General features: G+C 38.4%; 27 protein-coding genes. 13 read left to right on the forward strand and 14 right to left on the reverse strand.

From position 1 onward, the window contains the following. Nucleotides 1–241 precede the first annotated feature (241 nt). Nucleotides 242–646, reverse strand: coding sequence for a hypothetical protein (locus WD048_08310; protein MEX0812206.1), 405 nt, complete (start codon nt 644–646; stop codon nt 242–244). Next, nucleotides 636–1,190 (reverse strand): exosortase/archaeosortase family protein, encoded by a 555-nt coding sequence (locus WD048_08315; GenBank protein ID MEX0812207.1) that lies wholly within the window; start codon nt 1,188–1,190, stop codon nt 636–638. Before WD048_08315 ends, WD048_08310 begins: the two co-directional genes overlap by 11 nt. 61 nt (nt 1,191–1,251) lie before the next feature. On the opposite strand from WD048_08315, the gene WD048_08320 reads away from it, so the two are divergent. Together WD048_08320 and WD048_08325 are read left to right on the forward strand one after the other, a co-directional pair. Further along, entirely contained in the window at nt 1,252–2,031 is a 780-nt protein-coding gene (locus WD048_08320; protein ID MEX0812208.1) for a helical backbone metal receptor, read from the forward strand. A gap of 115 nt (nt 2,032–2,146) precedes the next feature. After that, nucleotides 2,147–2,950, forward strand: a complete 804-nt coding sequence (locus WD048_08325) for a hypothetical protein (GenBank protein ID MEX0812209.1) — start codon at nt 2,147–2,149, stop codon at nt 2,948–2,950. Nucleotides 2,951–3,101: 151 nt separating this feature from the next. Here WD048_08325 and WD048_08330 read toward each other — a convergent pair whose 3' ends face one another. Further along, entirely contained in the window at nt 3,102–3,518 is a 417-nt protein-coding gene (locus tag WD048_08330; protein ID MEX0812210.1) for a PIN domain-containing protein, read from the reverse strand. Further along, nucleotides 3,503–3,712, reverse strand: coding sequence for a DUF2281 domain-containing protein (locus WD048_08335; protein MEX0812211.1), 210 nt, complete (start codon nt 3,710–3,712; stop codon nt 3,503–3,505). The genes WD048_08330 and WD048_08335 overlap by 16 nt, the downstream gene beginning before the upstream one ends. 215 nt (nt 3,713–3,927) lie before the next feature. On the opposite strand from WD048_08335, the gene WD048_08340 reads away from it, so the two are divergent. From WD048_08340 to WD048_08360, 5 genes are all read left to right on the forward strand, one after another. After that, entirely contained in the window at nt 3,928–6,387 is a 2,460-nt protein-coding gene (locus WD048_08340) for a M1 family aminopeptidase (protein ID MEX0812212.1), read from the forward strand. A gap of 120 nt (nt 6,388–6,507) precedes the next feature. Further along, nucleotides 6,508–7,395, forward strand: coding sequence for a 3-hydroxybutyryl-CoA dehydrogenase (locus WD048_08345; GenBank protein ID MEX0812213.1), 888 nt, complete (start codon nt 6,508–6,510; stop codon nt 7,393–7,395). Nucleotides 7,396–7,514: 119 nt separating this feature from the next. After that, nucleotides 7,515–8,552 (forward strand): hypothetical protein, encoded by a 1,038-nt coding sequence (locus tag WD048_08350; protein ID MEX0812214.1) that lies wholly within the window; start codon nt 7,515–7,517, stop codon nt 8,550–8,552. A 295-nt stretch (nt 8,553–8,847) separates the two neighbouring features. Next, entirely contained in the window at nt 8,848–9,042 is a 195-nt protein-coding gene (locus tag WD048_08355) for a hypothetical protein (protein MEX0812215.1), read from the forward strand. After that, nucleotides 9,039–9,305, forward strand: a complete 267-nt coding sequence (locus WD048_08360; protein MEX0812216.1) for a type II toxin-antitoxin system RelE/ParE family toxin — start codon at nt 9,039–9,041, stop codon at nt 9,303–9,305. The genes WD048_08355 and WD048_08360 overlap by 4 nt, the downstream gene beginning before the upstream one ends. A gap of 124 nt (nt 9,306–9,429) precedes the next feature. On the opposite strand, the gene WD048_08365 is transcribed toward WD048_08360, so the two are convergent. Then, nucleotides 9,430–10,734 (reverse strand): MgtC/SapB family protein, encoded by a 1,305-nt coding sequence (locus WD048_08365; GenBank protein MEX0812217.1) that lies wholly within the window; start codon nt 10,732–10,734, stop codon nt 9,430–9,432. Between the two features lie 270 nt (nt 10,735–11,004). Here WD048_08365 and WD048_08370 point away from each other — a divergent pair, with 270 nt between their 5' ends. Further along, complete coding sequence (locus WD048_08370; protein MEX0812218.1) at nt 11,005–11,643, forward strand: hypothetical protein; 639 nt, start codon at nt 11,005–11,007, stop codon at nt 11,641–11,643. Nucleotides 11,644–11,645: 2 nt separating this feature from the next. Here WD048_08370 and WD048_08375 read toward each other — a convergent pair whose 3' ends face one another. From WD048_08375 to WD048_08395, 5 genes are all read right to left on the reverse strand, one after another. Then, entirely contained in the window at nt 11,646–12,551 is a 906-nt protein-coding gene (locus WD048_08375) for an Rpn family recombination-promoting nuclease/putative transposase (protein ID MEX0812219.1), read from the reverse strand. 63 nt (nt 12,552–12,614) lie between these two features. Next, nucleotides 12,615–14,294: a hypothetical protein gene (locus WD048_08380; protein MEX0812220.1), complete on the reverse strand. Its 1,680-nt coding sequence runs from the start codon at nt 14,292–14,294 to the stop codon at nt 12,615–12,617. A 151-nt stretch (nt 14,295–14,445) separates the two neighbouring features. Then, nucleotides 14,446–15,546 carry a Fic family protein gene (locus WD048_08385; GenBank protein MEX0812221.1) on the reverse strand — a complete coding sequence of 367 codons (1,101 nt, stop codon included), beginning with the start codon at nt 15,544–15,546 and terminating at the stop codon, nt 14,446–14,448. Between the two features lie 104 nt (nt 15,547–15,650). Next, a complete protein-coding gene (locus tag WD048_08390; GenBank protein ID MEX0812222.1) occupies nt 15,651–16,523 on the reverse strand; it encodes a mechanosensitive ion channel family protein in 873 nt (290 codons plus the stop codon). Beyond that, the gene (locus tag WD048_08395; protein MEX0812223.1) at nt 16,520–17,134 is read right to left on the reverse strand and encodes a DUF3365 domain-containing protein; all 615 of its coding nucleotides are present in this window, start codon (nt 17,132–17,134) and stop codon (nt 16,520–16,522) included. Before WD048_08395 ends, WD048_08390 begins: the two co-directional genes overlap by 4 nt. A gap of 13 nt (nt 17,135–17,147) precedes the next feature. Between WD048_08395 and pfkA the strand changes: the two genes are divergently transcribed. Next, complete coding sequence (pfkA, locus tag WD048_08400) at nt 17,148–18,128, forward strand: 6-phosphofructokinase (GenBank protein ID MEX0812224.1); 981 nt, start codon at nt 17,148–17,150, stop codon at nt 18,126–18,128. A gap of 134 nt (nt 18,129–18,262) precedes the next feature. On the opposite strand, the gene WD048_08405 is transcribed toward pfkA, so the two are convergent. Further along, on the reverse strand, nt 18,263–19,609 hold the full coding sequence (locus tag WD048_08405) for a hypothetical protein (GenBank protein MEX0812225.1): 1,347 nt from the start codon (nt 19,607–19,609) through the stop codon (nt 18,263–18,265). A 183-nt stretch (nt 19,610–19,792) separates the two neighbouring features. On the opposite strand from WD048_08405, the gene WD048_08410 reads away from it, so the two are divergent. Then, the gene (locus WD048_08410; protein ID MEX0812226.1) at nt 19,793–20,017 is read left to right on the forward strand and encodes a hypothetical protein; all 225 of its coding nucleotides are present in this window, start codon (nt 19,793–19,795) and stop codon (nt 20,015–20,017) included. Beyond that, the gene (locus WD048_08415) at nt 20,007–20,396 is read left to right on the forward strand and encodes a type II toxin-antitoxin system VapC family toxin (protein ID MEX0812227.1); all 390 of its coding nucleotides are present in this window, start codon (nt 20,007–20,009) and stop codon (nt 20,394–20,396) included. Before WD048_08410 ends, WD048_08415 begins: the two co-directional genes overlap by 11 nt. A 46-nt stretch (nt 20,397–20,442) precedes the next feature. Here the strand turns inward: WD048_08415 and WD048_08420 are convergent, their stop codons facing one another. After that, nucleotides 20,443–20,811 carry a helix-turn-helix domain-containing protein gene (locus tag WD048_08420; protein MEX0812228.1) on the reverse strand — a complete coding sequence of 123 codons (369 nt, stop codon included), beginning with the start codon at nt 20,809–20,811 and terminating at the stop codon, nt 20,443–20,445. Between the two features lie 10 nt (nt 20,812–20,821). Then, nucleotides 20,822–21,118: a type II toxin-antitoxin system HigB family toxin gene (locus WD048_08425; protein ID MEX0812229.1), complete on the reverse strand. Its 297-nt coding sequence runs from the start codon at nt 21,116–21,118 to the stop codon at nt 20,822–20,824. A 389-nt stretch (nt 21,119–21,507) separates the two neighbouring features. Here WD048_08425 and WD048_08430 point away from each other — a divergent pair, with 389 nt between their 5' ends. Beyond that, the gene (locus WD048_08430) at nt 21,508–22,584 is read left to right on the forward strand and encodes an FAD-binding oxidoreductase (GenBank protein MEX0812230.1); all 1,077 of its coding nucleotides are present in this window, start codon (nt 21,508–21,510) and stop codon (nt 22,582–22,584) included. Between the two features lie 64 nt (nt 22,585–22,648). Continuing rightward, complete coding sequence (locus WD048_08435; GenBank protein ID MEX0812231.1) at nt 22,649–23,551, forward strand: hypothetical protein; 903 nt, start codon at nt 22,649–22,651, stop codon at nt 23,549–23,551. Here the strand turns inward: WD048_08435 and WD048_08440 are convergent. Beyond that, nucleotides 23,548–24,054, reverse strand: coding sequence for a phosphoribosyltransferase family protein (locus WD048_08440; GenBank protein ID MEX0812232.1), 507 nt, complete (start codon nt 24,052–24,054; stop codon nt 23,548–23,550). The two genes, WD048_08435 and WD048_08440, sit on opposite strands and share 4 nt — an antisense overlap.

Here is a 24,054-nt window from a genome sequence, read left to right on the forward strand (position 1 = left end):
TTGAAAAATTAATGGAATCTTAGATTTATGGTGCTTTTCGACCAGACACTATGTATAGCTACCCATCTGCCAATCTTTTCAAGCATTTGCCATTCGGTCATTTGCCATACACTGGCTGGGCTACGATGCTTTCCAGGTTTGATTCCACAGGCTTTTAGTGGTCTGACGGCTGGAATAATTGACCGCTGGCAAAGCAGTAAGGTTACATTCCAAAAGAGCAACAGTTGATTAGTGGGCTAATTTATCTTTTTGTAAGCGTTCCTGTTCCCGATTCCTGATTTTCTATTGTGTATTCAAACTGAATTGTTTGATTGTCGCTTTGAAGTGTCCCCGTTCCTGTTAAGTAATCTGGGTTTTTATTTATGACAAAATCTTTACCCACAACTTTTGCTGAATGCGTGTTCCCATCATCTGCAATGTTCCTTATTGATATTTCGTCTTCTGTATTATTAGTTGGTTCTTCAATAAACAAAATATATTGTTCACTATTTGTTCCTGAAATACTTGTGACTGTCATGTCTGCATCATAACTACCTAAGAAATCTTTAATGACTGAGTTATCATTATCATCGTCTTTGTTGCATTGCGTCAGAATGAATAAACTCAAAAAGACTAAACCTGCAATTATCAAAATTTTATTTTTCATTTAATTTTCTAAACATACTCAACATGGCTTTGTACAGCAATAAAATGATAATAAATACCACCAACCTAAAAGTGAAATAGTGGTTGAAATCCGTCCATGCAGAATTTTGCACCACCAAAACAGCCAGCACACTCATTCTAACAATATTTACAAACTGGATAAGCAATAATCCCCCAACAATAAAAACCAACTTCCTGGCCAGGGAAACCGAAGGGGTGAGAATAATCAATGATAGATAGAGGTACATCATTTCCATGCCCAGGCAATAATTCCCAACGCCTACCCCGCTGCTGTCGAGAATGGCAATATTGCGAATGGTAGGAGTAGCCGAATAACCCAACAGTTCAAGAAAACGGGATGTCAATTGAACCAGTACATCTGCCATAAAAGCATTGAGCATTTCCCAGTAATAGGAAAGTGCAGGGAAAATCCGTTCATCAATAGGAGTGCTCTGCTCGCCCAGCACCCACATTAATATTCGCCAGGAAATATAGGCCAGTGCAAGATGGATTACAAAGCGCAGCGGTTTGTTGGAGGAAAGCATGTGGCTAAATTAGCGCAATCCTAAATGAAAATTCTATATTAGAAGCAGATTCCTTTGAATTATGCAGCTATTGGATCAATGTGGATATACAGTGAGGTTGAAAGAAATGCCTAAACGCATTGTATCCCTAGTGCCCTCGCAAACAGAACTGCTTTTCGACCTGGGTTTGGGCGACAGGGTTAAAGGCATCACTAAATTCTGCATACATCCCCAACAATGGCAAAATGAAAAGAACATCATTGGCGGCACCAAAAACCTGAATATTCGCCAGATACTGGATTTAGAACCCGACCTGATCATTGCCAACAAAGAGGAAAACCGAAAAACCCAGGTAGAGAAACTCCAAGAATTTTGCCCGGTTTATATTTCTGATGTGCGCAATATTGCTGCTGCTTTGGAAATGATTACTGACATTGGTCGGCTGACTCAAAAAGAAAGAGAGGCCAATAAAATTGCGCTGGATATTGAAGTGAAGTTTGCAAATTTCAAACCACAAAACCAGGAAGAAGAACGTGTAGCCTATTTGATTTGGAAAGAACCCCTGATGGTAGTCGGAAATGATAATTTTATACACAGCCTGTTGGAATGGGCAGGCTGGATCAATGTTTTTGGCGATCAAGCCCGTTATCCAAGCATTACCGAATCAGAATTAAAAGCAGCAAAGCCGGATCAAATAATGCTTTCTACCGAACCTTATAATTTTTCCGAGAAAGATATTCCTTATTTCAAATCCCTCTTACCCATGGCAAAAGTGCAATTGGTAGATGGTGAGCGCTTTAGCTGGTACGGCAGCCGTATGAAACAAGCACCCGCCTATATTCATGCCATTCGCAATTCTTAAATATCTCCACATCTACAGAAAAGAGTAACAATTTTAGAGTTTTGGGTCTTAAATAGGCCTTTTAGTCAAGATACATAGTTTAATTTTGCACTATTAAATCACAAAAAACAAAATCATGAAAAGTTTAAGTCTCAATTTTTTACTCCTCCTTTGTCTTTCATTAACTTTCATTTCTTGCAATAAGGATGATAGCGATGACAATGATGATCAAACAACAACTCAACAAACTGCTCCAAACACTACACCCGATGCTCCTGGCGATGCCGATGGAGTTTTGGCGGCAGTCAACAGCATCCAAAGCATGGACATTTCCGAAGGTGTTCAAATTCCCGGTGCTCCCAGTACCCTTGATGTGGAATTCAACATTGCGGTTGCCGCTTTTTTTGAAAACAAAAACACTGAATCGTATGTAGCTGCCGGTGATGTAACTGTTAATACAGATAATACTTTGGAAATACAGGACAACAATTCTTATGTTACTGCCTATGATGCAACATCTACAGATGGAATGGACTTGGGTTTCTCTGCCGGGTCAACTGTAGAATGGAAAGTAAGCGGCAGTGCTGATGTAGATGCATTTACATTCACCACTACCAAAAGAATGCCCGGGGATGTAACCTTAGAGGGAGATTATAAAGAAGTGGATATTTCTGCCAACCTTACCGTTAGCATTGATAAAGTTTCAACGAATGCTGACAGTGTACTGTTTTTTCTGGCAGGTGAAAACGACAAGTATGTTAAATTTACTGCTGCTGGAAATGCAACTTCCCACACTTTTACTTCTGCTGAATTAAGTGTACTTACAGGCACAGGAGTAGTGCAGGTAGTGCCTTTTACCATTGAACCTGAAGAGTTTGGAGGAAAAAATTTCTATTTTGTAAATGAAGTTGTGGTGACATCTTTTACCGAATTTAAATAATCATTCATTCAAATGTTTTGGTGAGAGGCTTTCAGAAATAGAAGCCTCTTTTTTTTGAGAGTAAAAGGAATATTCAATTGGGATTGTAACCCCTTGCTTATCCAGATCGGGATTTTAAAATCCCGAACAGCGGCTTCGAGAATAATGAATTCTATCTATCAATAATCTCTTCTGGCGTTTTTTTGTCAATTCCTTTTGCGTTGAAATCCTTATCGAATGTTACAATAGTCATCTCATATTTTTGAGAAATTGTCAATTGATAAGCGTCATCAAAATCCAGGTTGTAATTCTTTACATTTTGCGTGAGATCAATAAAATCACCCGAATCCAATGTGACTTGTTCTATTTGTCCATTAATAAAAATATCCCGAACAAATTTATTCAATGTATCAAGTTTTTTTAGTTTCGTCAATATCACACCTATTGAATGAAGTGAGAAATCGGAAATGAAAATCTGATTTTTGGGAGTAGTATCTAAGAATTTACGAGCGATATTAGATTTCTTTTGATCAAGAAGTCTCTCAAGCCAGATATTGGTATCGACAAGATATCTTACTTTTGTCTCCAATCAAGTGATTTTTTTTGTAATTCTTTAGAAGTATATCCTGTATCTTTCAAATCACCGGCCCAATCTTGTTTTAGCTCTCTTGATTGGTTTGGTGTTTGTTTATTAATCAAATAATCCAAGTAGTGATCTAACTCCTCAATTAACCCGGGAGATAATTGGCTTATTTTTTTCTCTATGTTTTTTAATGCCTTCATAACAATTCAAAAATAGTCAAATATTCGCTTGTTATCAAGCCTCCTCTGTACCTTGACCATCATCTATAACATGCAAGTTATACCTCTATTGAATAATTCAAACCTTGTCCACAATGATTCTTTCGGATTTCCGAATCCCAAAGCAATATCTATCAATTCAAATTCGATTCATGCCTCTTTTTTATTAGCCAATGAAATGGACTAATTTTATAGCCATGATTAAAGTCATTCCATTTTTACTTCTGTATTGTATTTTATCTTCTGGGCTTTTGGCAAATTCCTATAATTGCTCAAAGAAAAATCACGCCCACAATTCCAGTCAAAAATCTGCAGCTCCGGTCCAGCACTATTTAGATGTTTTGCACTACGAACTCAATTTGGATTTTACTGAAAGACAACAATCCAAAATTTCTGGAAATGCAAGGCTTACCGCCCGTGTAAAGGAAAATCGCAGTGAAATCAGGCTCGACCTGCTGGGCTTAAATGTGGATTCCATTCTCTTTAATGGCAATACTGCAAACTTCATCCACAATAGCGATAGCCTACTCATTGACTTGAACACCACGGTAAACAGCTCCGACACTTTTGAAATTCAAGTTTTCTACCAAGGCACTCCACAGCAAGATGCTTCTGGATGGGGTGGTTTTTATTTCAGTGGCAATTATTCCTACAATCTGGGCGTGGGCTTTGAAGCCGATCCGCACAATTACGGGCGGGTGTGGTATCCCTGCGTGGATAATTTCACCGACAGAGCCACCTACGATTTCCATATCAAAACCGATACTTTCAGCAAGGCCATTTGCAATGGACTTTTGATCAACACCACCAATAATGGGGACGGAACACAAAACTGGCACTGGCAGCTCAATCAAAGCATTCCTACTTATCTGGTTTCCGTTGCGGTGGCCGATTACGAATTTGTAGAATACCAACACAATGGACTGCAAGGGAATATTCCCGTTTTGTTGGGCGCAAGACAGGCCGATACAAGCAATTTGAAACAATCCTTCCGCCATCTGCCCGATGCCATTGATGCTTTTGAGGAAATGCTCGGCCCATACCTCTGGGATCGGGTCGGTTTTGTGCTTGTGCCTTTCAATAGCGGAGCCATGGAACATGCTACCAATATAGCCTACCCACGTGCAACGGCCAATGGAACACTACAATACGAAACCCTGATGAACCATGAATTTGTCCATCATTGGTGGGGCAATTTGGTCACTTGCGAAACAGCAGAAGACATGTGGATCAATGAGGGCTGGGCGTCCTATATGCCCATTCTTTTCGATGAATATTTCTATGGAAAGCAGCGCTATCTGAATTCACATCGTGAAAAACACCGCGAAGTATTGCAGTGGTCGCATATCCGAGATGATGGATACAAAGCCATTTCAGGCATTTCGCATGAATACACCTACGGCAGCCATGTCTATGACAAAGGAGCGGATGTGGCACATACGCTCAGGGCTTATCTCAAGGAAGATTATTTTCCCTGCCTGAAAGATTTAATGGAGCAAAAAGCTTTTCAAAATTTGAACTCTGGCGAATTTCGGGATATTCTTTCCCAGTGTTCGGGCAGAAATTTGGATGATTTTTTCGACAATTGGGTCTTCAATCCCGGCTTTCCGCATTTCTCCATAGATTCCTTTAGGGCAAATGAAGAAAGTGGCAGCTATTCCGTAGAAATTGCCCTGCGCCAAAAAACAAAAGCTGCTCCTGCCCTATTTGAAAATGTTCCCGTAGAAATTTTAATTGGCAATAGCGATGAGGAGGAAATTTTCGAGGTGAATATGCAAGGCTCATGTGGCACCTTCACCACTTCTGTAGATTTCAATCCTGAATTCGTAATTGTAGATCCCTGGCAAAAAATAGCCGATGCCACAACGGATTATTGGATTTCGATTGACAGCTCTGGCACTTATGATTTGAACGATGCACTGGCGAAAATTAAAGTCATTCAAAATGGCACTGTTTCCAGTAAAATACTAGTGACCAAAAATTGGATTGCGCCAGATCCTTGGGCCGATGCACCACAAAACCTGCATCTTTCCCTTGAGGGCTATTGGTCCGTACAGGGATTCTTGGATGAAAATTTAGAAGCAAATTTGGAATTGATTTACGATGGCAGCAGCAGTGGCAATAATGCCCATATTGACACAGAACTTTTGAGCAATTCAGAGGACAGTTTGATTTTGCTTTACAGAAAAAATGCAAGATTCAACTGGGCTGTAGCTGATACTTTTAAACTTTTGACAGGAAATATAAACGACAAAAAAGGCAGAGTGAGGCTTCCCGAATTAAAAACCGGAGAATACACGCTGGCCATTTATGATGCGCAAAAAAGCGATTCAACGGTTCAATTTCTCACAACGCCTTGTCAAACCCTGACCATTATTGGGGATACCCAATTGGAGCAAGAAAAAAAAAGTGAGAAGGATTTCAATGTATATCCCAATCCCAATAAAGGAAAATTCCAGATAGATTTGAGCGATTTGGATTTGAATGAAGTGGAAAAAATAAGCGTGTATAATCTTTCGGGCAATCTCATTTGGCAGAAATTAAATCCAGATTATTTGGAAGAAGTTTCCAGCAAAAAATGGTATTCTGCCTTTTATATGGTAAATGTGCACCTGAAAGACAATAGCACATTGAGTAAGAAAATATTTGTTCATTGATGGAACACAGATGACACAGATAGAGCTGCCTATCACTGATACACATAGATAAAAATCAGCAATATCAGCGTCATCCCTGCCTTTGCCGGCAGGCAGGAGCGTTCCATAAAAAAATTAGAAATGAAAAAAGTAGCAGTAATTGGAGCAGGAACAATGGGAAATGGCATTGCACATGTATTTGCCATGAACGGATTTGAAGTCAACCTGATAGATGTGAGTGAAAAAGCTTTGGAAAAGGCACTGGCCACCATCGAAAAAAACCTGGGGCGCATGGTCAAAAAAGAGCAGATAGACCAAGCTGCACTAGATGCCACCCTCAAAAAAATCCATACCTTGAGCGATTTGAAAAAAGGCGTATCAGATGCGGAATTGGTGGTAGAAGCCGCTACCGAAAATGTAGAAATCAAGCTGAATATTTTCAGGGATATGGATGCAAATGCTCCGGAAGGCACTATTTTGGCCACCAACACTTCTTCCATTTCCATTACCAAAATTGCAGCCGAAACCAGCCGCCCAGACAAGGTAATCGGGATGCACTTTATGAACCCCGTTCCGGTGATGAAATTGATAGAGGTGATTCGCGGCTATGCCACAAGCGATACCACTACCAATAGCATTATGGATTTGTCGCAAAAACTCAAAAAAGTACCGGTTGAGGTAAATGACTATCCCGGTTTTGTAGCCAATCGAATTTTGATGCCCATGATCAATGAAGCCATTATTACGCTGCACGAAGGCGTATCGGGCGTAGAGGAAATTGACACGGTAATGAAACTCGGCATGGCACACCCTATGGGACCATTGCAATTGGCAGATTTCATTGGTTTGGATGTATGCCTATCGATTATGAATGTATTGCACGAAGGCCTGGGCAACCCGAAATACGCCCCTTGTCCCCTACTGGTAAATATGGTAATGGCCGGAAAACTCGGTGCCAAAAGCGGTGAAGGATTTTACGATTGGAGCAATGGCCCAAAAGAATTGAAAGTGGCTGGGAATTTTGGATAAGGAAATTTTTCTAAATCTTTATTACTAGCTTAACCGATAACCATCATCTGTAAAATGAACAGTTTTTAAAATTTAAGTAAGAGTCCTAAAACCATAAAGGGACAATTGAAAAATTACTTATGGATAAAAAAGGATCTGCAATATTTGTTTTAGGTATTCCACCTCATTGGCCTTCTAAAAAGAAAGAAGTACTAATTTCATATAAAAAAGACAAAACCAAAGTATGTGTGGAAGGGGATGTTAATGGGTCTATTGTAGTAACCATAGGCAGTTTAAATTTTGTATCTCAAAAGATACAATTTATCAATACGCATGGTGTAATCTTAGGCGTATTTTGGGACATTGAAAAAAGCAATGACTTAGCAGTTTACATAAATAAAGATAAGCTGAACTCTATAGACATTCATGAAACACTTTCAATCACTGGCAATTACAAACCAATAAATAAAGAAGAGACATTACCTCAAAAAGAAATATTGAAAGCATGTAAAAAATGGATGCAATGGAGAGATCATCATTATGGTAAAATTAAAGATAATCCAAAAAAAAACAGGGAACTGAAGCCTTTAATTGAACAAAGAAATGAACTTGAAGCTTCTATAAGAAGCTTGTGTTTTATTTTAAATAATCATTCATCTAATAAAACAATGCTAACAATTAACGCACTTCCTCTTCTGAGGTCTTTGCTTTTTTGGAGTGACGGAAAAGGTCCTTATAATCCTTTGTTATTTAGATTAGCAGCTAAATGCAAACTTCCTCTTCCAATTTTTGCACTAGAAAGTATAATTCCTGAAACAAAAACACATCCACTTTTTAAAGATGCATATAGCCAAAAGGTTTATAATTATCCATCTATTAAAAAAAAGTTAAGGGATGAAAAATTAATGGACTTTCAAGAGTGGTTAAATTTAGAATTCACAAGAAATTCTAAAAAAGAAACATTTAGATGGAAAGATTTGATTTTCGATTGTGCTAATACTATGAGTGCAACTCATTTCGATGAAGATAAACCTATATATTTAAAAGAAATTTCAGAAACTATTACATGGAATAAATCTGACCTTGTTAATTATATTGTGGCAATAACTGAAGTTACTATTGATGTTGCAAACAATGTTTTAAGAAGCATTGATAAAGAAATAAATAGCAATGTGTGACTACTGCCAAAACCACCCCAAATCTGGCGCGCATTTGCAGCATAGCCAGTAGCATAGCGAATGCGTGCAGTGCATACCTAAGGAATCTGCTTGTATCAAGGACAAGGTTTAATCCCCATAGCTGGCACCAAGCATTTTGCTTGTGCCTCTCCAAAAAACAACAATTCAATAAATGGGCAGAAGGAAAATAGAATGGACAGCTATTGCTCGCTACCAATAAAAAATCCATTAATAACCGGGCAGACTCAAATCTGCTATCTTTTCACTATTTTAGATGTAAAGCAAAACCGTGAATATGAAAAGCGCAATTATTACAAGCGATTCTAAAAAAGATCTGGAACTTTTAATTGAGATAGCCCATAAATTTGGAATCAAAGCTAAAATATTAAGCGATGAACAAATGGAAGATCTGGGTATGGTAAAGGCCATTAAAACAGGAAGAACTGGTGAATTTATTGATACTGATAAATTTTTAAACAGCCTGAAGTGATTGTTAAAATTGACAAAACACTTAATAAGGACCTGAAAAAAGTAAAAGATAAATCTGTAGCATCCAAACTTGCCGGCATAATAAAAATCATCAGAAATTCTACTTTGCTTACGGATGTCCCAAATATCAAAAAATTAAAGGGGACTAAAAATCTTTATAGAATAAGGATAAGAGACTACAGGCTTGGTTTAGCAGTTGAAGGTGAATGCGTTGAATTAATCAGGCTGCTGCATAGAAAGGATATTTACAGGTATTTTCCTTGATGCAATATTGTACCTCTCGCTCCGCATGTGAGTCATCCCCAAAGCTGGCGTAAGCATTTTGCTTGTGCCTCTTCAGAATTTAGTTTGCGTCTCCCAAAATACAATACAGCCAGAGGCTTGCCAATCAGCTCAACACCAAAAACAAAATATAGCCTGCTCCTGCCAGAAACAAAGGGATAAAGACAAAGCTTGTATATTTGCGCATATTGTTATTTCCAAAAAACAAACAAAGTGCGTATTTGAAAAATGTATTTACAAAAGCAGCTATCAATATGGCTACGGAAGCCACGGAAATATCAATATTATTTGCCGCATAATTAGTCATTGATATGGTTATGGCATCCACTTGAGTAAATCCAGAAATAGCAGCAGCAAAATAAACACCTAGCTGACCTAGATAGTCTTCTGCAAAACCAACCATCAACATTATCAGCACATACAAACCTCCAAATGCAAGCGCATCCTTAAAATTGATAGGATTACTGATCTCCCGTTCTTCAAATTCTTCATTGCCGAGGGATTTTTTACTGTAATAAAATCCAATGACAAAACCACCAATGCCAAACAGCAATACAGGCAACCACAATATTTTAAGCAATGCAGGACTCAACACAATCAACCACACCAATATGCGTGGGAACATGATTGATGATGCAAGCACAATAGCCGCAACATGGGTTATGCCACCTTTTTTAGTCTTTCCTCCCAATCTTGAAAAATACCATGCAGTAGCAGTGCTGGAAACAAAACCGCCAAGCACACCGGTAGTAATAATAGAATATCGTGTATCTATAAATTTGTGCAGAAAATAGGCGACAAAATTCAGGGATATAAAAACGGTAACGACCAACCATATCCTAAAGGGATTAAAAACACCATAAATTCCCAAATCCTTATTGGGCAATAGTGGCAAGATCAAAGCTGTAATCACAGCCAACACAATTATAGAATAAATATCGCGCTGAGAAAGTGCTTTAACTGCCTGATGTATATTGACTTTTAAAGCCAATAAAGCAGTAATTAACAATGATAGGAAAACAGCTATCAAGTATTCTTGCAAATAGACCAGATTGCTCAGCAAAAAAACGGCAATCAAAGCAAACTCGGTAGTTGCCCCAGTTCTGCGCTCCATTCTACTAATAGAAAAAGCGGCTACTGCAAAAGCCGCAACAGCAAGCAGTGCCACAGGATAGATCCATACAGTTATCATATTGCCCAGATATATTGACAGATAACCGATCAATGCAACAAGTGGGAATGTCCGAACTCCGGCAAACAATTCAAAGTTCTCAGCTTTCTGATTCTTTTTCTTGGAATATTCTCGCTCCAAACCACCTAATAATCCAATACCTAAAACAATGAGAACCTCCCTGAAAAAACGAATGATTTCAGGGGTCAGGTCAAGTGTTTCTGTAAAATCAAAATCCATACTCAATAAATCCAGATAGGTAAACCGCTAATTTAACCCAGTTTTTTTTACAAAAGTGTTCATACTAAATATTATAGTTTTACATTTTGCTAAAATGAATAATGAATTAAAATGAGTCAAAGCTTGATCAGGCAAAATAAAACGCACTACTTATTTTTTTTAAGTAACATTATATTTTTCAGCTTATTGTTAGTTTTCCTTCCAAAAACTTACGATTACATTTCACGAGAAGATCATTTAATTGAAAATCTTACGGCACTTCTATTTATAATGACATCAGCATTTTTATTTTTAGCAACAAAAAACACATCACAAAATAAAGCAAAAAAGGCACTCTTATTTTTTACTGCACTTGCTTTCTGCTGGGCAGCCGGGGAGGAAATCAGTTGGGGACAAAGAATATTCAATATTGAAACACCTGAAAAGCTCAAGGAAATCAACGATCAAGGGGAACTGAATTTGCACAATATCGATAAAAAGTTTTTTGACCGAATGGTGGATATCAGCACTTTGGCTATGACCATTGGAGCAGCCCTGCTTTTGCTTTTTAATGTGAGCAAAATTTTACGGATTCCCCTTTTAAGCCCAATACTTATCCTGGTTTTTGCCCTTACATTGTTTTACAGGCAATACAATACCAGCTTTTTTGACATTCACCTCATCGCAATACTGCCTTTGCTCTTGCTTTTATATTACGCCATAAAAGAGCGGAGCTATTTCTTAATAGCTGCTGTTCTATCGGGACCACTATTGGGCGTTGCTTTATATTATTTACACAGTGCTTTTCAGGAAAATTTTGCCCCCCATAACAATAGTGCCAATGAATATCGTGAATATTTATTTGCGCTGTGTTGTGCGGCTTATGCTTTTCAGATCAAAAGATTTCCGGAAATTGAAAAGTCGCTTTAAAATCACTCTGGGTTGAGTCCTGCTTCCTTGAGGATACTTACCACTTCCGGTTTCTTTAGCCCGAAACTTGTAGCTATTACCTCTACCGAAACTCCATTTCTGTATAAACTAACAGTATTCTCTCTGCGGTTTTCTTCTATTCCTTTCTCTCTTCCTTCCAACATAAGCTGATCGTAAACACTTAGAGCTTTGCCTTTTACAGGTTCTGGCATGTCGCTTAATGTATCCATTACTTTTTCTTTTTGTTCAATCAAACTTAAGAAATAAACGATGAATTGTCTTATTATGTTCCCTTCTTCATCTTCTATTGCTGTAACAATAGCTCCGGCATTTTTCACCAGATAATCTTCATCACGGGCATATTTCAAAAGCAGCATACTACCCGACCACAGCTTTGCGCTTAGTGCCATAATCTCTCGGTCGGACCGTTTCTGCAAATTGTCAAAGATGTAATCAAATTCCGGAACAAAACTCAATATTTCTGATCCAAAAGAATCATATAAAGAGCGATGGGTATGGTAATCCCATTTTTCCGCTCCGTGATAAAAAAGCACGGGAACAATCGGTGCTGGCTTTTTCTTTTCCCTGATTTGCTGTAAAAGTGCCGAAAAAATATAATGGCCAATCTGCACGGTCACATATCTGTCTTTTCGAGATTTATGTTCAACAAGAACGGAGAGCCAGCAGCTTTCCTTTTTATCCTTTAGCCTGACTTTAAATAAAATATCAGAAAAGGTATTGTTGAGCTTTTCATCAATAAAACTGCCCGATTGCACCTGGAGACTGTTCAGATCAATTTGCTTCAGCACATTTTCAGGCAAGCTATCTTCAAAATACTGCCGGGCCTTTTCCGGTTGACTGAAAAGTGCTTTTACAAAACGGTCGTGCTTTTGAGCTTGAGTATTCACATTTCAAATATAAAAAAAATAAGTTCACAAGAAATGTTTTTCAGAAATTCAAACATTGATTCCTCAATACATATACCGTCTGTATGGAATATTCATTCTAAAACCCGTACCGACAAAAAACTGATTGTTGCTCTGGGCAGTGATTTCACTTTTTAGATTTCTGTAAACGATGCTGAGGTCAAAATAGATATTGTGTCGAATTTGATAGCTGAGCATAAAATCCAATAAAATTGTTTTGTGCAAAACGCCCTGTAGCATTTCATTGCCAAATTCGCTGTTGGTAATCAGTCGCCCATCTGCATCATTGGTGGGAATAAAAATATTGCTGCCAAAATTACTGCCCAATGTATCCGTGCCTTGTTTGGCATACATCCATCGTAAGTTAGCAGTGAGTTTAGGAATGATCTGATAACGGATATTCCCGGTCAGCTCCCAGAAATTGGCTCCCAGCGGATGCGCCAGCGCCTGATTGTAATGGGTGTAGGTAATTTCTGGCGAACCTTGTGAATACATATATGGGCGCACCCAATTGTATTCCATCTGCAAATCCAGTTGATCCAAGCCAAAGGCATTGATGTATTTCAGGCCAGTTTGAATGGCAAATTTATTGGCCCACCAGCCATTTCCCGCCAATACATTTGAAAAATTGAATTCATCCAATACAAACTGTCCATACAATTGAAATCTTCTGGCAATATTGGCCTTGTAATCCAAGCCAAGCAACACATTGTCGGGACTTCCCAATCCCAATTCCACAGATCGATAGAAAATAATGGGATTCAGGTATTGAAAATCATAGCCATTGTCGCGGGAAAAAATCACCGATTCAAACACCCCAATCTCCAACCAATGGCTGATACTGGCATTCAAATGGTGCAGGGTCATGTACTTTTTGTCCAACAGTCGGTCGCCACCGCGATTGTATGTGGCAGTCATTTCCGTATATAAGTTGGTATAGCGAATCTTCCAGATACTGGTTTGCAGTTTCATGAAAAACTGATTGGCACCAAAATCAGAAAGTATTAGAGAACGCATTCCATTGCCAATAAAATTCTTATCGTGACCAAACTGCACATCAATATGATCGAGCAAATTGAAAGTGATATAGCCCCTTGCAGTAAAGAAATCCTGCGCATCGCCTCGGTACTCTTTCCAATATCCTTCACCGGGAATGGCCTGGTCTGATCGGATTTTGTCTTGCACAAAAGACATTCTGCGCATTTGGTTTTCGGCCAAAAAGAAATAGGCACTAACTTTTTTCTTGATGTACATGCGCATTTCACCACCCCTGGAATTAAAAAATCGCAACTTGTCTGCTCCAAACTCCTTCCCTACTTCAAAGTGCAAAACAGGGTTTATCCGCAATTTAAACGGTCCTTTATCTACAGATGCAAATGCCGCTGGCTCCGTATAGAAATATTTCAAAATGGGTTTTTCGCTTTTTACAATGGTATCTTTCAGCCATTCGGTATTCTCGCGATACAGCCAAGCCAAATTATACTCAAAACGTGCATCTCCGCTAATATTCTGCGCATTGATCTCTTGGGCATATTCCGCTACCCATTTTCTGCTATAGGGCTTAAAATTAGTGTGGATGGTCGGCTGCACCTTACTGTACTGAATGTCCATTCTATCTATCAGCATATAGGCATCGCTGCCAAGCGGAAGGAAAGTGCCCTGGGCAGAAATTTCTCCCATAAAAACAACTATTGTGAAAAGCAGGGCTATTGTATTCTTTATCATCAGTTATGTTTAAGTTTTCGAAGGTTCTGCCTGTTCTGACGGAGTCCGACACTCATCAGAGTCGTTTGACAGGGAAAGACAGGGATTGTGCATATCCTTAAAATAATATTAAGTAATTGAAGAGGCGATATGTGAATTAAATTTTCTTGCATTATTTCTTAAGTATTTCAATCAAATCCTTGTTTATATATAATACCTCTCTTCCTGCTTTTTGGGATTCAACTATACCAATATCCTCTAATTCTTTCAAGTATCTTGATGCTGCCTTTCTTTCTACACCGAGCCTATTTACAACGAATTCAATTTTCGAATAGGGCTGCTCAAACAACAGCTCCACAAGCTCTTTCCTAAACAATTTAGGTGCTTTTTCCTGAACTTTAATTATTGTTGAGTCTAACTGGTCTCTTATATTTGTAATCTTTGTAATTGTGTCTTTTGAGGTGCTTTCAACTGCCCTGAGCATAAATAGTATCCATTCTTCCCATTTTCCAGTCCTATTTGTTTGGTTCAAAAGTCGATAATATTCTGGTTTATTTGCAATGATATAAGAACTCAAATATAGAATTGGCACATCTATCAATCCGTTTAGTATCAAATACAATATGTTTAAAATCCTACCGGTTCTTCCATTACCATCGTAAAAAGGGTGGATACTCTCAAACTGATAATGCAATATTGCCAGATTGATCAAAGGCGACAAATCATCCTGCCTGTTAAAATGACTAATAACGTCAGACAAAAGATCGAGTATTTCTGCTTTGTCTTGTGGTGGTGTGTAAACGATTTCCCCAGTTGTGTCATTCTTCAATACTGTACCGGGTGTGTTTCTTATTCCGGCTGTATTGGCAATTAATTTTTGTTGAATGCTTACTATGTCATTTACTCTTATAAAACCCTGGCTTTTTGCAAGATCAAATCCATGGAATATGGCTTTACGATAGTTTACAACTTCCTTCGTTTCTGCTGAAACATTGGTTTTATTTACTGTTAAAGCTTTGTAAAGTTCATCCTGTGTTGTGATTATATTCTCAATCTCAGAACTGTCTTTTGCTTCTTGAAGAACTATCGCATTGACCAACATTGCCTGATTAGGAATGCTTTGTGCAATCCCTTTTAGCTCAGCCAATGCTGCCGTTGATTTATTCGTTTGCCTAAGGATTTCAATGGTTTCCACTTTTTCTCTCTGAGGAGGAAGTTTTGCAAGCCTCCCTGCCGGACCTTCAGATTTATTATGTGGTGCATTTTGTCCCATATCTTTTTCATTTGCACCAAAAATAGAAAAAATGGTGCAAATACTCGCGGGTGTAATGTGTTTTTTGCATGGTCTTTAAAATAAGTTTCTACGACACATGCTTTCTACTTATTTGGCGGCAAATCCTTTTTATAAACAATAGTCCTGTACGGGAATGGAATTTCTATGCCCTCCTTGTCAAATCGAGCTTTCACGCTTTTATTCAAATCCGTGCGCAAGTCAAATCCTTTCCCAAAATCCTGCGTCCATACATAGGCACGAATATTCACGGTGAAATCCCCGTAACTCATCACACGAGTTGCAATCTGTGGTACTCCATTGGCTTTGTCCTCCTCACTTCTACCATCTATAATATTGGGGTGTTTCATAGCCTCTTCACAAATAATCTTAAAGGCCAAATCCACATCCGAATCATAGCTGATACCAAACTCAATGAAATTGCACATGCGCTCGTCCGTCAGGTTGGAATTGACAATAGTCTCTGAGCTAATGATAGAATTTGGAATAACAATCCGCCTGTTTTCAAAACTTTTGATCACCGTATGTCGAAGGGTAATATCCTCTACTGTACCAAAAACATCCACACCTATTTTTATCGTATCCCCTACCCTGAAAGGCTTGAAGAAGACAATAAAAATTCCGCTGATGATATTTGAAAAAGCCTGCTGGGAAGCAAAGCCCAAAATGGCCGCAAAAATACCGGCACTGGCAAAAAGCGTAACTCCAATGGAACGCAATGCCGGGATGCTGTAAAATACGAGTGTGATTGCTCCGCTAAAAACAATAAAACTTGTGGCATTTTTAAAAAAATTGACCTTAGTTTGATCAGCATGAAAACGGTTGTCTGTACGCTGAAAATAGCGATTGACAATATAGCGCAAAAAACGACTGAACAGATAGGCCAGTACAAGAATAAACAATACCCGGAAACCGTAGCGCACATAGTTGTTCAGAAAATCTAAATTGATGTAAGTCATAGCGCAGCTTTGTCAAAACGTATTTTCCACATGCCCCGTAAATCGCCCAGTGCAAAACCTGTGGCCTGATCTTCGGGATAAAGCATTTGAATGGTAATAAAATCTTCTTCGGCAATGTCTTTTCCAGGTTCACCGTGGCACTTCAAACACAAATTTGCCGGAATCACAATAGGGCTGTAGTACAGAAAATGATTTTCCTTTTCCACCACCTGCGGCTTGGGCTCTGCATTCTGCGCCACTATATTTTGATAGTTTTTGATAATATTCATTTCCGCTTCATTAGCTCTATTTAATGGATTGCGGGGTTTGTGGCTCACGCGGGAAACTTTCACGCCTTGCTCTTCCCCAACGGATTGCGTTAAAGGCAAAGCCTCCACAGAACAAAATTGCAGGGCATAAGCAACGCCACTGTCCTGAACGGCCTGCATCAGTTTTCCGGCCAATTTGCCTTGTGCCTGCCCACTTATTTGCATTCCTCTTTCCAAAATCAGTGAATCCTTCTTAATTTCAGCGGCATTGCTGTCAGTAGTTTTGTCCTTGTTTTGCTCAGATCCGGAATTACAGGCAAAATAAACAGCAGCTACAAACAATAGAATCAGTATCTTTTTCATAAATCTTAATTGTATGCCAAAAATAAAGAAAATTGCAGTGTTTACATCAGGTGGCGATTCGCCCGGAATGAATGCCTGTATCCGGTCAGTGGTAAGGGCCGGGGTAAGTTTCAATGTAGATGTTTACGGTATCTACAGAGGCTTCCAGGGTATGATAGAAGGCGAAATCAAACTATTGGAATCGCGGGATGTCAGCAATATTATCCAAAAAGGCGGGACTATTTTAAAATCTGCCCGCAGCAAAGATTTTATGGAAAAGGAAGGCCGGGCCAAAGCGGCTGCACAATTGAGAAAAAACGAGATAGATGCGGTAATAGCCATTGGCGGGGACGGCACTTTTACCGGAGCCAAAATATTCCAGCAGGAACACGATATTCCATTTATCGGTATTCCCGGCACCATTGACAACGACCTCTACGGCACCGACCGCACTATAGGTTATGATACAGCGCTGAACACGGTAGTAGATGCTGTGGACAAAATCAGGGATACGGCCGATTCCCACGACCGCCTGTTCTTTGTGGAGGTAATGGGCAAGGATGCAGGATTTATCGCGCTTAGGAGCGGTATTGCCTGTGGTGCCGAGGCCATTTTGATTCCCGAAAACAAAACGGATGTAAACGAACTCTTGCAAATTCTAAAGGATGGGAAAAAACGCAATAAAAACAGCAGCATAGTAATTGTGGCCGAGGGCGATGATACGGGTGGAGCTATTGAAATTGCCAAGCAGGTGAAAGCCCGCAACAATGATTACGATACACGGGTGACCATCCTGGGGCACATACAGCGCGGGGGCAGCCCGAGTTGCAGCGATCGGGTACTGGCCTCAAGACTGGGCGTGGCAGCAGTACAGGCATTGGCAGAAGGAAAAAATAAAGTAATGGTGGGCGAGGTCAATGGCCAAATGACCTTTACCGATTTTGAAAAATCCATCAAACACCACCAAAAAATAGAAAAGGGATTGGAAGAGTTGGCGAGGGTGTTGGCGCAGTAGAAAATTGCCGCAAAACTTGCCTGACGGCAGTCAGGTGCACTAATTAATTTTTCTAAAATAGAGACTCATTGCTGAGCGATAGCTTTCAGCTAGTGTCTTTATTTCGCTAAAAGCTGACATTAGCAGGGAAAGCATTAATGCCTATTGTCACAAAGTATTCCAATTGAAGGTTCTTTCTCACTTACAAATTGAATGACTGGACACCCGAAAGAATAATTTTGAAATCGAAAAAAGGCAGGAGGCTTATCTTTGAAAATTCTTCCTATCCATTGTGCCTGATAATTTTCTTTGTTACTTTTTGTATTTATTGGAACTAAGCTAACACCTTCTGAAGAAGTAAAAAATAGCTCTTTAATTATTTTTTGTGATTTTGAATCTACAATTACTAGGTGACGCCTCGAATTAAGTAAGTAAAGTTCAAACCCATCATATAAAAAACTATATGAATTACCAGATAATTCATTGGAATCAAGTTCAAAAGGAAAATCACTGAGCTCAATTTCTTCCCATATAATTGCTTTTCTCGTTCCAGTTTGGAAGATATTTTTATTACCCAAATAGGCGAAATTCATGCCGTCCACATCATAATTGCTTAACAGAAAGCCAATTTCATAATCGTGTTCAGATAAGTCGTTATCTCCTATCGAGTAGATATTAACAGGAGCAATGAGTTCTAAATCTTTTATTTTGTAAGTGAATATTGAGTCTAACTTAATATTATAGATATAAACTGTATCAGTTTCAGATACTTCCAATAAGCTTAGGAGTTTTTTCCTATAATTTTCACCTAATTTTATAGGATTTTTTCCTACATGTTGATTAGGAAATTCTGGTATGTCAATACCCTCGTAATCCTTGACCATTCTAGATAAATAAACAAACTGTGATAAATTCAAAAAACCTGATATTGGCTTACCATCATTATCAGAATATCCTCCAGCAATATATATTCTTGGACGCTGGTAATACTGTAAAAACTCATTTGAATAAGTCACAAATGCACTTAATACATAAACAGTATCATTTTCGTTTCTCACACCTAACCATTCCCCAGACAAAGTATCTTCACTTTCAATAACAAAATCATTAACTCCGGTGTACTCTACAATTTCTAAACGATCCCCTAACGAAAAACTACCAAGCTTCTCTCCTTTAGGTGCATCTCTATAATTCAAACCAAATTTTGCTCTAACATACACATACTCAGGTCTTCTTTTGGTATTAGTTTCCTTTACTTGGGATTTTTCAGCCATAGAAGCATCCTCAGTTTCAGCAACAGGGTTCTCTATCTCTAAAGAATCCTTTTCTGTTTTGATTTGCTTCTGAGTGTTATTGGATTCGTTGCCATTACATCCTATAAGTATAACTAAGGAAAAGTAGGTTATGAGTTTCAATCCCTCTTTAAATATTTTAAAATTTTCAAACATCCAGTTAAGGTAATAATTTTTTAAGCTTTGCTGCGCTATAGCTACCTCCTCCATCAACTCTTACTTGCTTACCAGCACAGCCGAAGAAATATGTAAATAGCCTTCCAATGCCCGGATCATATCTGCGGTCAGTCTTTTCTTTTTGTTTGGTATTTTTGAAACCCTGCTTTTGTATTTGTCCAAACACTGGTTTCAAATGAACTTAATAAATTAAAAAGGAATTTCTATTTTAGAATTATGGAAAAATTAGAAATCAGACAGGAAATATTAAGTGCATTGGATCAATTGAGCAAAAAACAATTGAAGCACTTATTGATTTTTATCAAATCATTATTGTACAGGAAAGCTGATAAAGAACACGGTATTATGCGTCTGGCCGGTACAATTGATAAAGAAGACCTGAAATTAATGGAGGCCGCTATTGAGGATGGCTGTGAACAAATCGATTCCAATGAATGGTAAATACGTGCTTGACACTACAATTGTAATTAAGGTATTTGCCAATGATGAGGGCATAATGAAGAGGGTAAAAGAATGCAGCCAAATCTATATCCCCTCCATTGTAATAGGTGAATTGTACTATGGTGCCTATAACTCCACTAAAGTAAAAACTAATATTAAACGAATTGAGCAGTTGATTGAAACATGTCCAATACTGGATTGTGATGTGCTTGCTTCTGAAGAATATGGGAAAATCAAAAGGGAATTAAAACTAAAAGGTACTCCAATACCAGAGAATGATATTTGGATCGCAGCCATTTCCATCAAAAACAATATCCCTTTAGCCGGGCGGGATAGGCATTTCAGGTATATTGATGGTTTATCTTACCAGGAATGGTAATGGCTGCCACACCTCTTCCACATTTGCTTATTGCATAATCAGCCATTTACTTCATCAACTCATATTTGTTTACCAGCACAGAGGCAGATATATGCAAAAAGTTTTCCAATGACCGGATCATATCTATCGTCAGTCTTTTCTTTTTGTTTAGTATTTCCGAAACCCTGCTCTTGCTGCCAATTATTCCTACCAAATCTTTTTGCTTGAGGTTCAGCTCCTCCATCCTGATTTTTATCGCCTCAATAGGATCCGGTGCTTCAATCGGGTGGAATTGGTTCTCGTAATTTTCAATTAACAAAGTCAGGATTTCTGCTTCATCCCCTTCTTTGGAGTTGGGCGAGGCATCAAATATTACTTCAAGTCTATTTAAGGCTTGATCGTAATCTTTCTCTGATTTTATAGGTTGAATTTTCATAGTACGCTATTTATATGGTGTCAGCATTTATTTTGTCATACTCAGCGTGGGTTCCAATAAACCTTATAAAAGCCCATTGCCTTTCATAGTTGATCTTTACTACCAGTCTAAAGGAATTTCCTTTTATATTGAAAACCACACGGCTATCTTTTAAAACACTTGCATTGGCATAGGTACTTTTTACATCAGCAGGTGAATTCCAATTTGAAGCCTTTGCAGTTTCATACCATGTCTTTATATACTGTTCTGCAATAGGATGTTTTTGCCAAAATTCACGTAAAGTTCTTTTTGCAATAATTCTTTTCATAGCCGAGAATAGATAAAGCTAAACAAAAGTTCTCTAAAAAAGAACTTTTGTTTATGCAATTTATGTTACGAGCCAAAGGCTTGCAGCAGCGGAGAGTAAGGTTTTGGCGCAGTGATGGATTGCCACGAAACTTGCCTGATGGCAGTCAGATGCACAAATTAATTTTTCTAAAATTTAGCCCATTGCTGGCGCAATCTTTCAGCTCGTGTCTTGATTTATTCTATTTACTTCATCAACTCATATTTGTTTACCAGCACAGAGGCAGATATATGTAAAAAGTTTTCCAATGATCGGATCATATCCACAGTCAGTCTATTCTTTCTGTTTGGTATTTCTGAAATGCTGTTCATTTAAAGAATTAATATCTTTATTGAATTGTTTTAATTCATTTGCAAAATCAGCACATCATCCAATCTACAAATCAAAAAATCAAACACCTCATTATTGGGCAGGGCATAGCAGGTACGCTTTTGAGTTTTCGGCTCATGCAGGCAGGTGAGGACTTTCTAATTATAGATAAAAACGAAAGCCATACCGCTTCGCACATTGCTGGGGCTCTGATCAATCCTGTTACGGGCAAGCGCATCGTAAAATCCTGGTTGATAGATGAATTGATTCCCGAGGCAAGGAAAATTTATCAGGATTTAGAAAAGTTGCTCGATATTCCAATTATAAAACCCGCAACAATCCATCGCTATTTTATCAATCCGGAGGATGTGCAATTTTATGAGGAACGAAAGGATTTCCCTGAACTACAGCCTTTTCTAAAACCATTGCCAGAAAATGAGGAAACCCTTTTCCTGAATGAGCGGGGCGGTATTTCCATTTCCAATGCCTATCGCATTGACAGTAAAAACCTGATCAATAAATACAGGGCTTATTTGCAGAAAATAGGAAAAATACATTTCACTGAATTTGATTACAGCAAATTGGAAATAAAAGATACGGGTATTCAGTATGAAGAAATTGAGGCAGAAAATATCATTTTCTGTGAAGGAGCAGCGGCTGTTAAAAATCCATTCTTTAATTATGTGCCCTTCAACCTGAACAAAGGCGAGCGCATGTTGCTATCCATGCCCGATTTGCCAAAAGACAAAGTCTATAAAAAAGGCTTGTTCATTTACCATTTGGAGAATGGCCAATATTATTTTGGCAGTGCCAATAGCTGGAATTTTGAAGATGATAGCCCAAGCCAGCATACGTATGACATCTTCATGCAGAAAATCCAAAAGATGACAGCGCTGCCCTTTGAAATTATTGATCACAAAGGCGGCATCAAACCCAGTATCAAAGACCGCAGGCCTGTTCTGGGCGTTCATCCCAAATATTCCAATCTTTATATTTTCAACGGTATGGGCACCAAGGGCTTTTCCTTGGCACCTTATTTTAGCAAAATGATGTTTTCATTCCTACTAAAGGAAAAGGCCTTGATGAAAGAGGTGGATTTGGGGAGGTTTGAAAAGTAACTTGACATCAAAAAAACATAAACTCTACATTTAATTTCAATTCAATTTGCCTTATCTTAGAATAATGCTTGGCAATCTTAAACTCCTCTTTTTTATTCTCTCAATCACATTATTCTTTTCAAGGGATAGTGCTGCTGGAAATAAATATTATGCAGAAAGAAAGGGCAATTTATACATTACATCGCGACCGGTTTTTTACCTACCATCAAAAATAAATTTAGACGCACCTTTAGCAAATGGACTGAACATCAAGACCCAAACTACAGCCTCTTACGAAATCAGGCTGATGTGGCGAAACAATTTCAATCAAAGACTTTCAATCAGCTTCGGTTTTGGTTATGGAAACAAAAAAGTGAAAAACAGAATAGATATCGATAAATCCATTTTTAAGGAATACTATCCAGTTTATGATTCAGAATATAATGACTATCACGATTTTCCACATGAAATAGAATCCGGTGCCTCAATACCACTTTACTTGGAATACAGGCCCTTGATCCTAAAGCAACATAGCCTTTCTTTGCGATTGGGAGGCGCACTTTACTGGACTGGAATCATTAATTATGGTAGCACAATATCTTATGACTTTCAAAACTCGACTACACCTGAGTTTATAGCCTATCAAGAAGAGATAATCGTAAACCCTGACAACAGGATTAAATTTGATGCTGAAATTGGCACTATGTATGAATTTGCATTTAAAAAATTTGGCTTTTTACAAATTGGCGCATTCTTCAAATTTGGTCTTTACAACAGGTATCAATACTACCAAGGAAATTTTCAATTTCTGCCAAATACTACAGACGAAACCCGTGGAACGATTACTCCAAGTACATTAGCGTTTGGTCTAGAGGCCAACTATATTTTTTCAAATCCATTTAGGGCAAGAGCAGAAAGAAGCAGTTCCAAAAGAATTCTAAAAAGAAGGAAGAGAAAGGATATGGAATTCCACAAATCGCTCTACTAACTCAAATAAACAGCCGTCTCGTCCTTATCAATCATCACCTCCACATGTTCTTTTAGGGTGGTTGAAAGACTCATGCCTACATAATCAGCGCGAATGGGAAAGGATTTGTGCTCGCGATCAATCAACACCGCAATCTGAATCTTTTTAAAATTGTGGTCCATTAAAGTGGAAAGGGCATAAAAAATCGTTTTGCCAGTATTGGCCACATCATCTACCAGCACAATGGATTTGTTTTTGATCTCTGTTGGGTCAAAATCAAACTCGATTTCATTTTTATTGGGCTGCTTTTTGTCCAGCTTAATTTCAAAAAGCTGTACCTTGGTCGTTCTTATTTTCTCCAAAGTTTTTTTTAGCTTTTCTGCTACCAAGTAGCCTTTGTTCCGGATTCCTATCAACACAATTTCATTTTCCTTGTAATTGTCTTCTAATATCTGATAGGCAATACGCGTGATTTTCTGCTGTACGTTTTTTTTATCTATAATTAGTGATTGTTGCTTGCTCAT

It is taken from the genome of Chitinophagales bacterium (assembly GCA_040877935.1).
In the GTDB taxonomy this organism is placed as follows: Bacteria; Bacteroidota; Bacteroidia; order Chitinophagales; family CAIOSU01; genus JBBDNB01.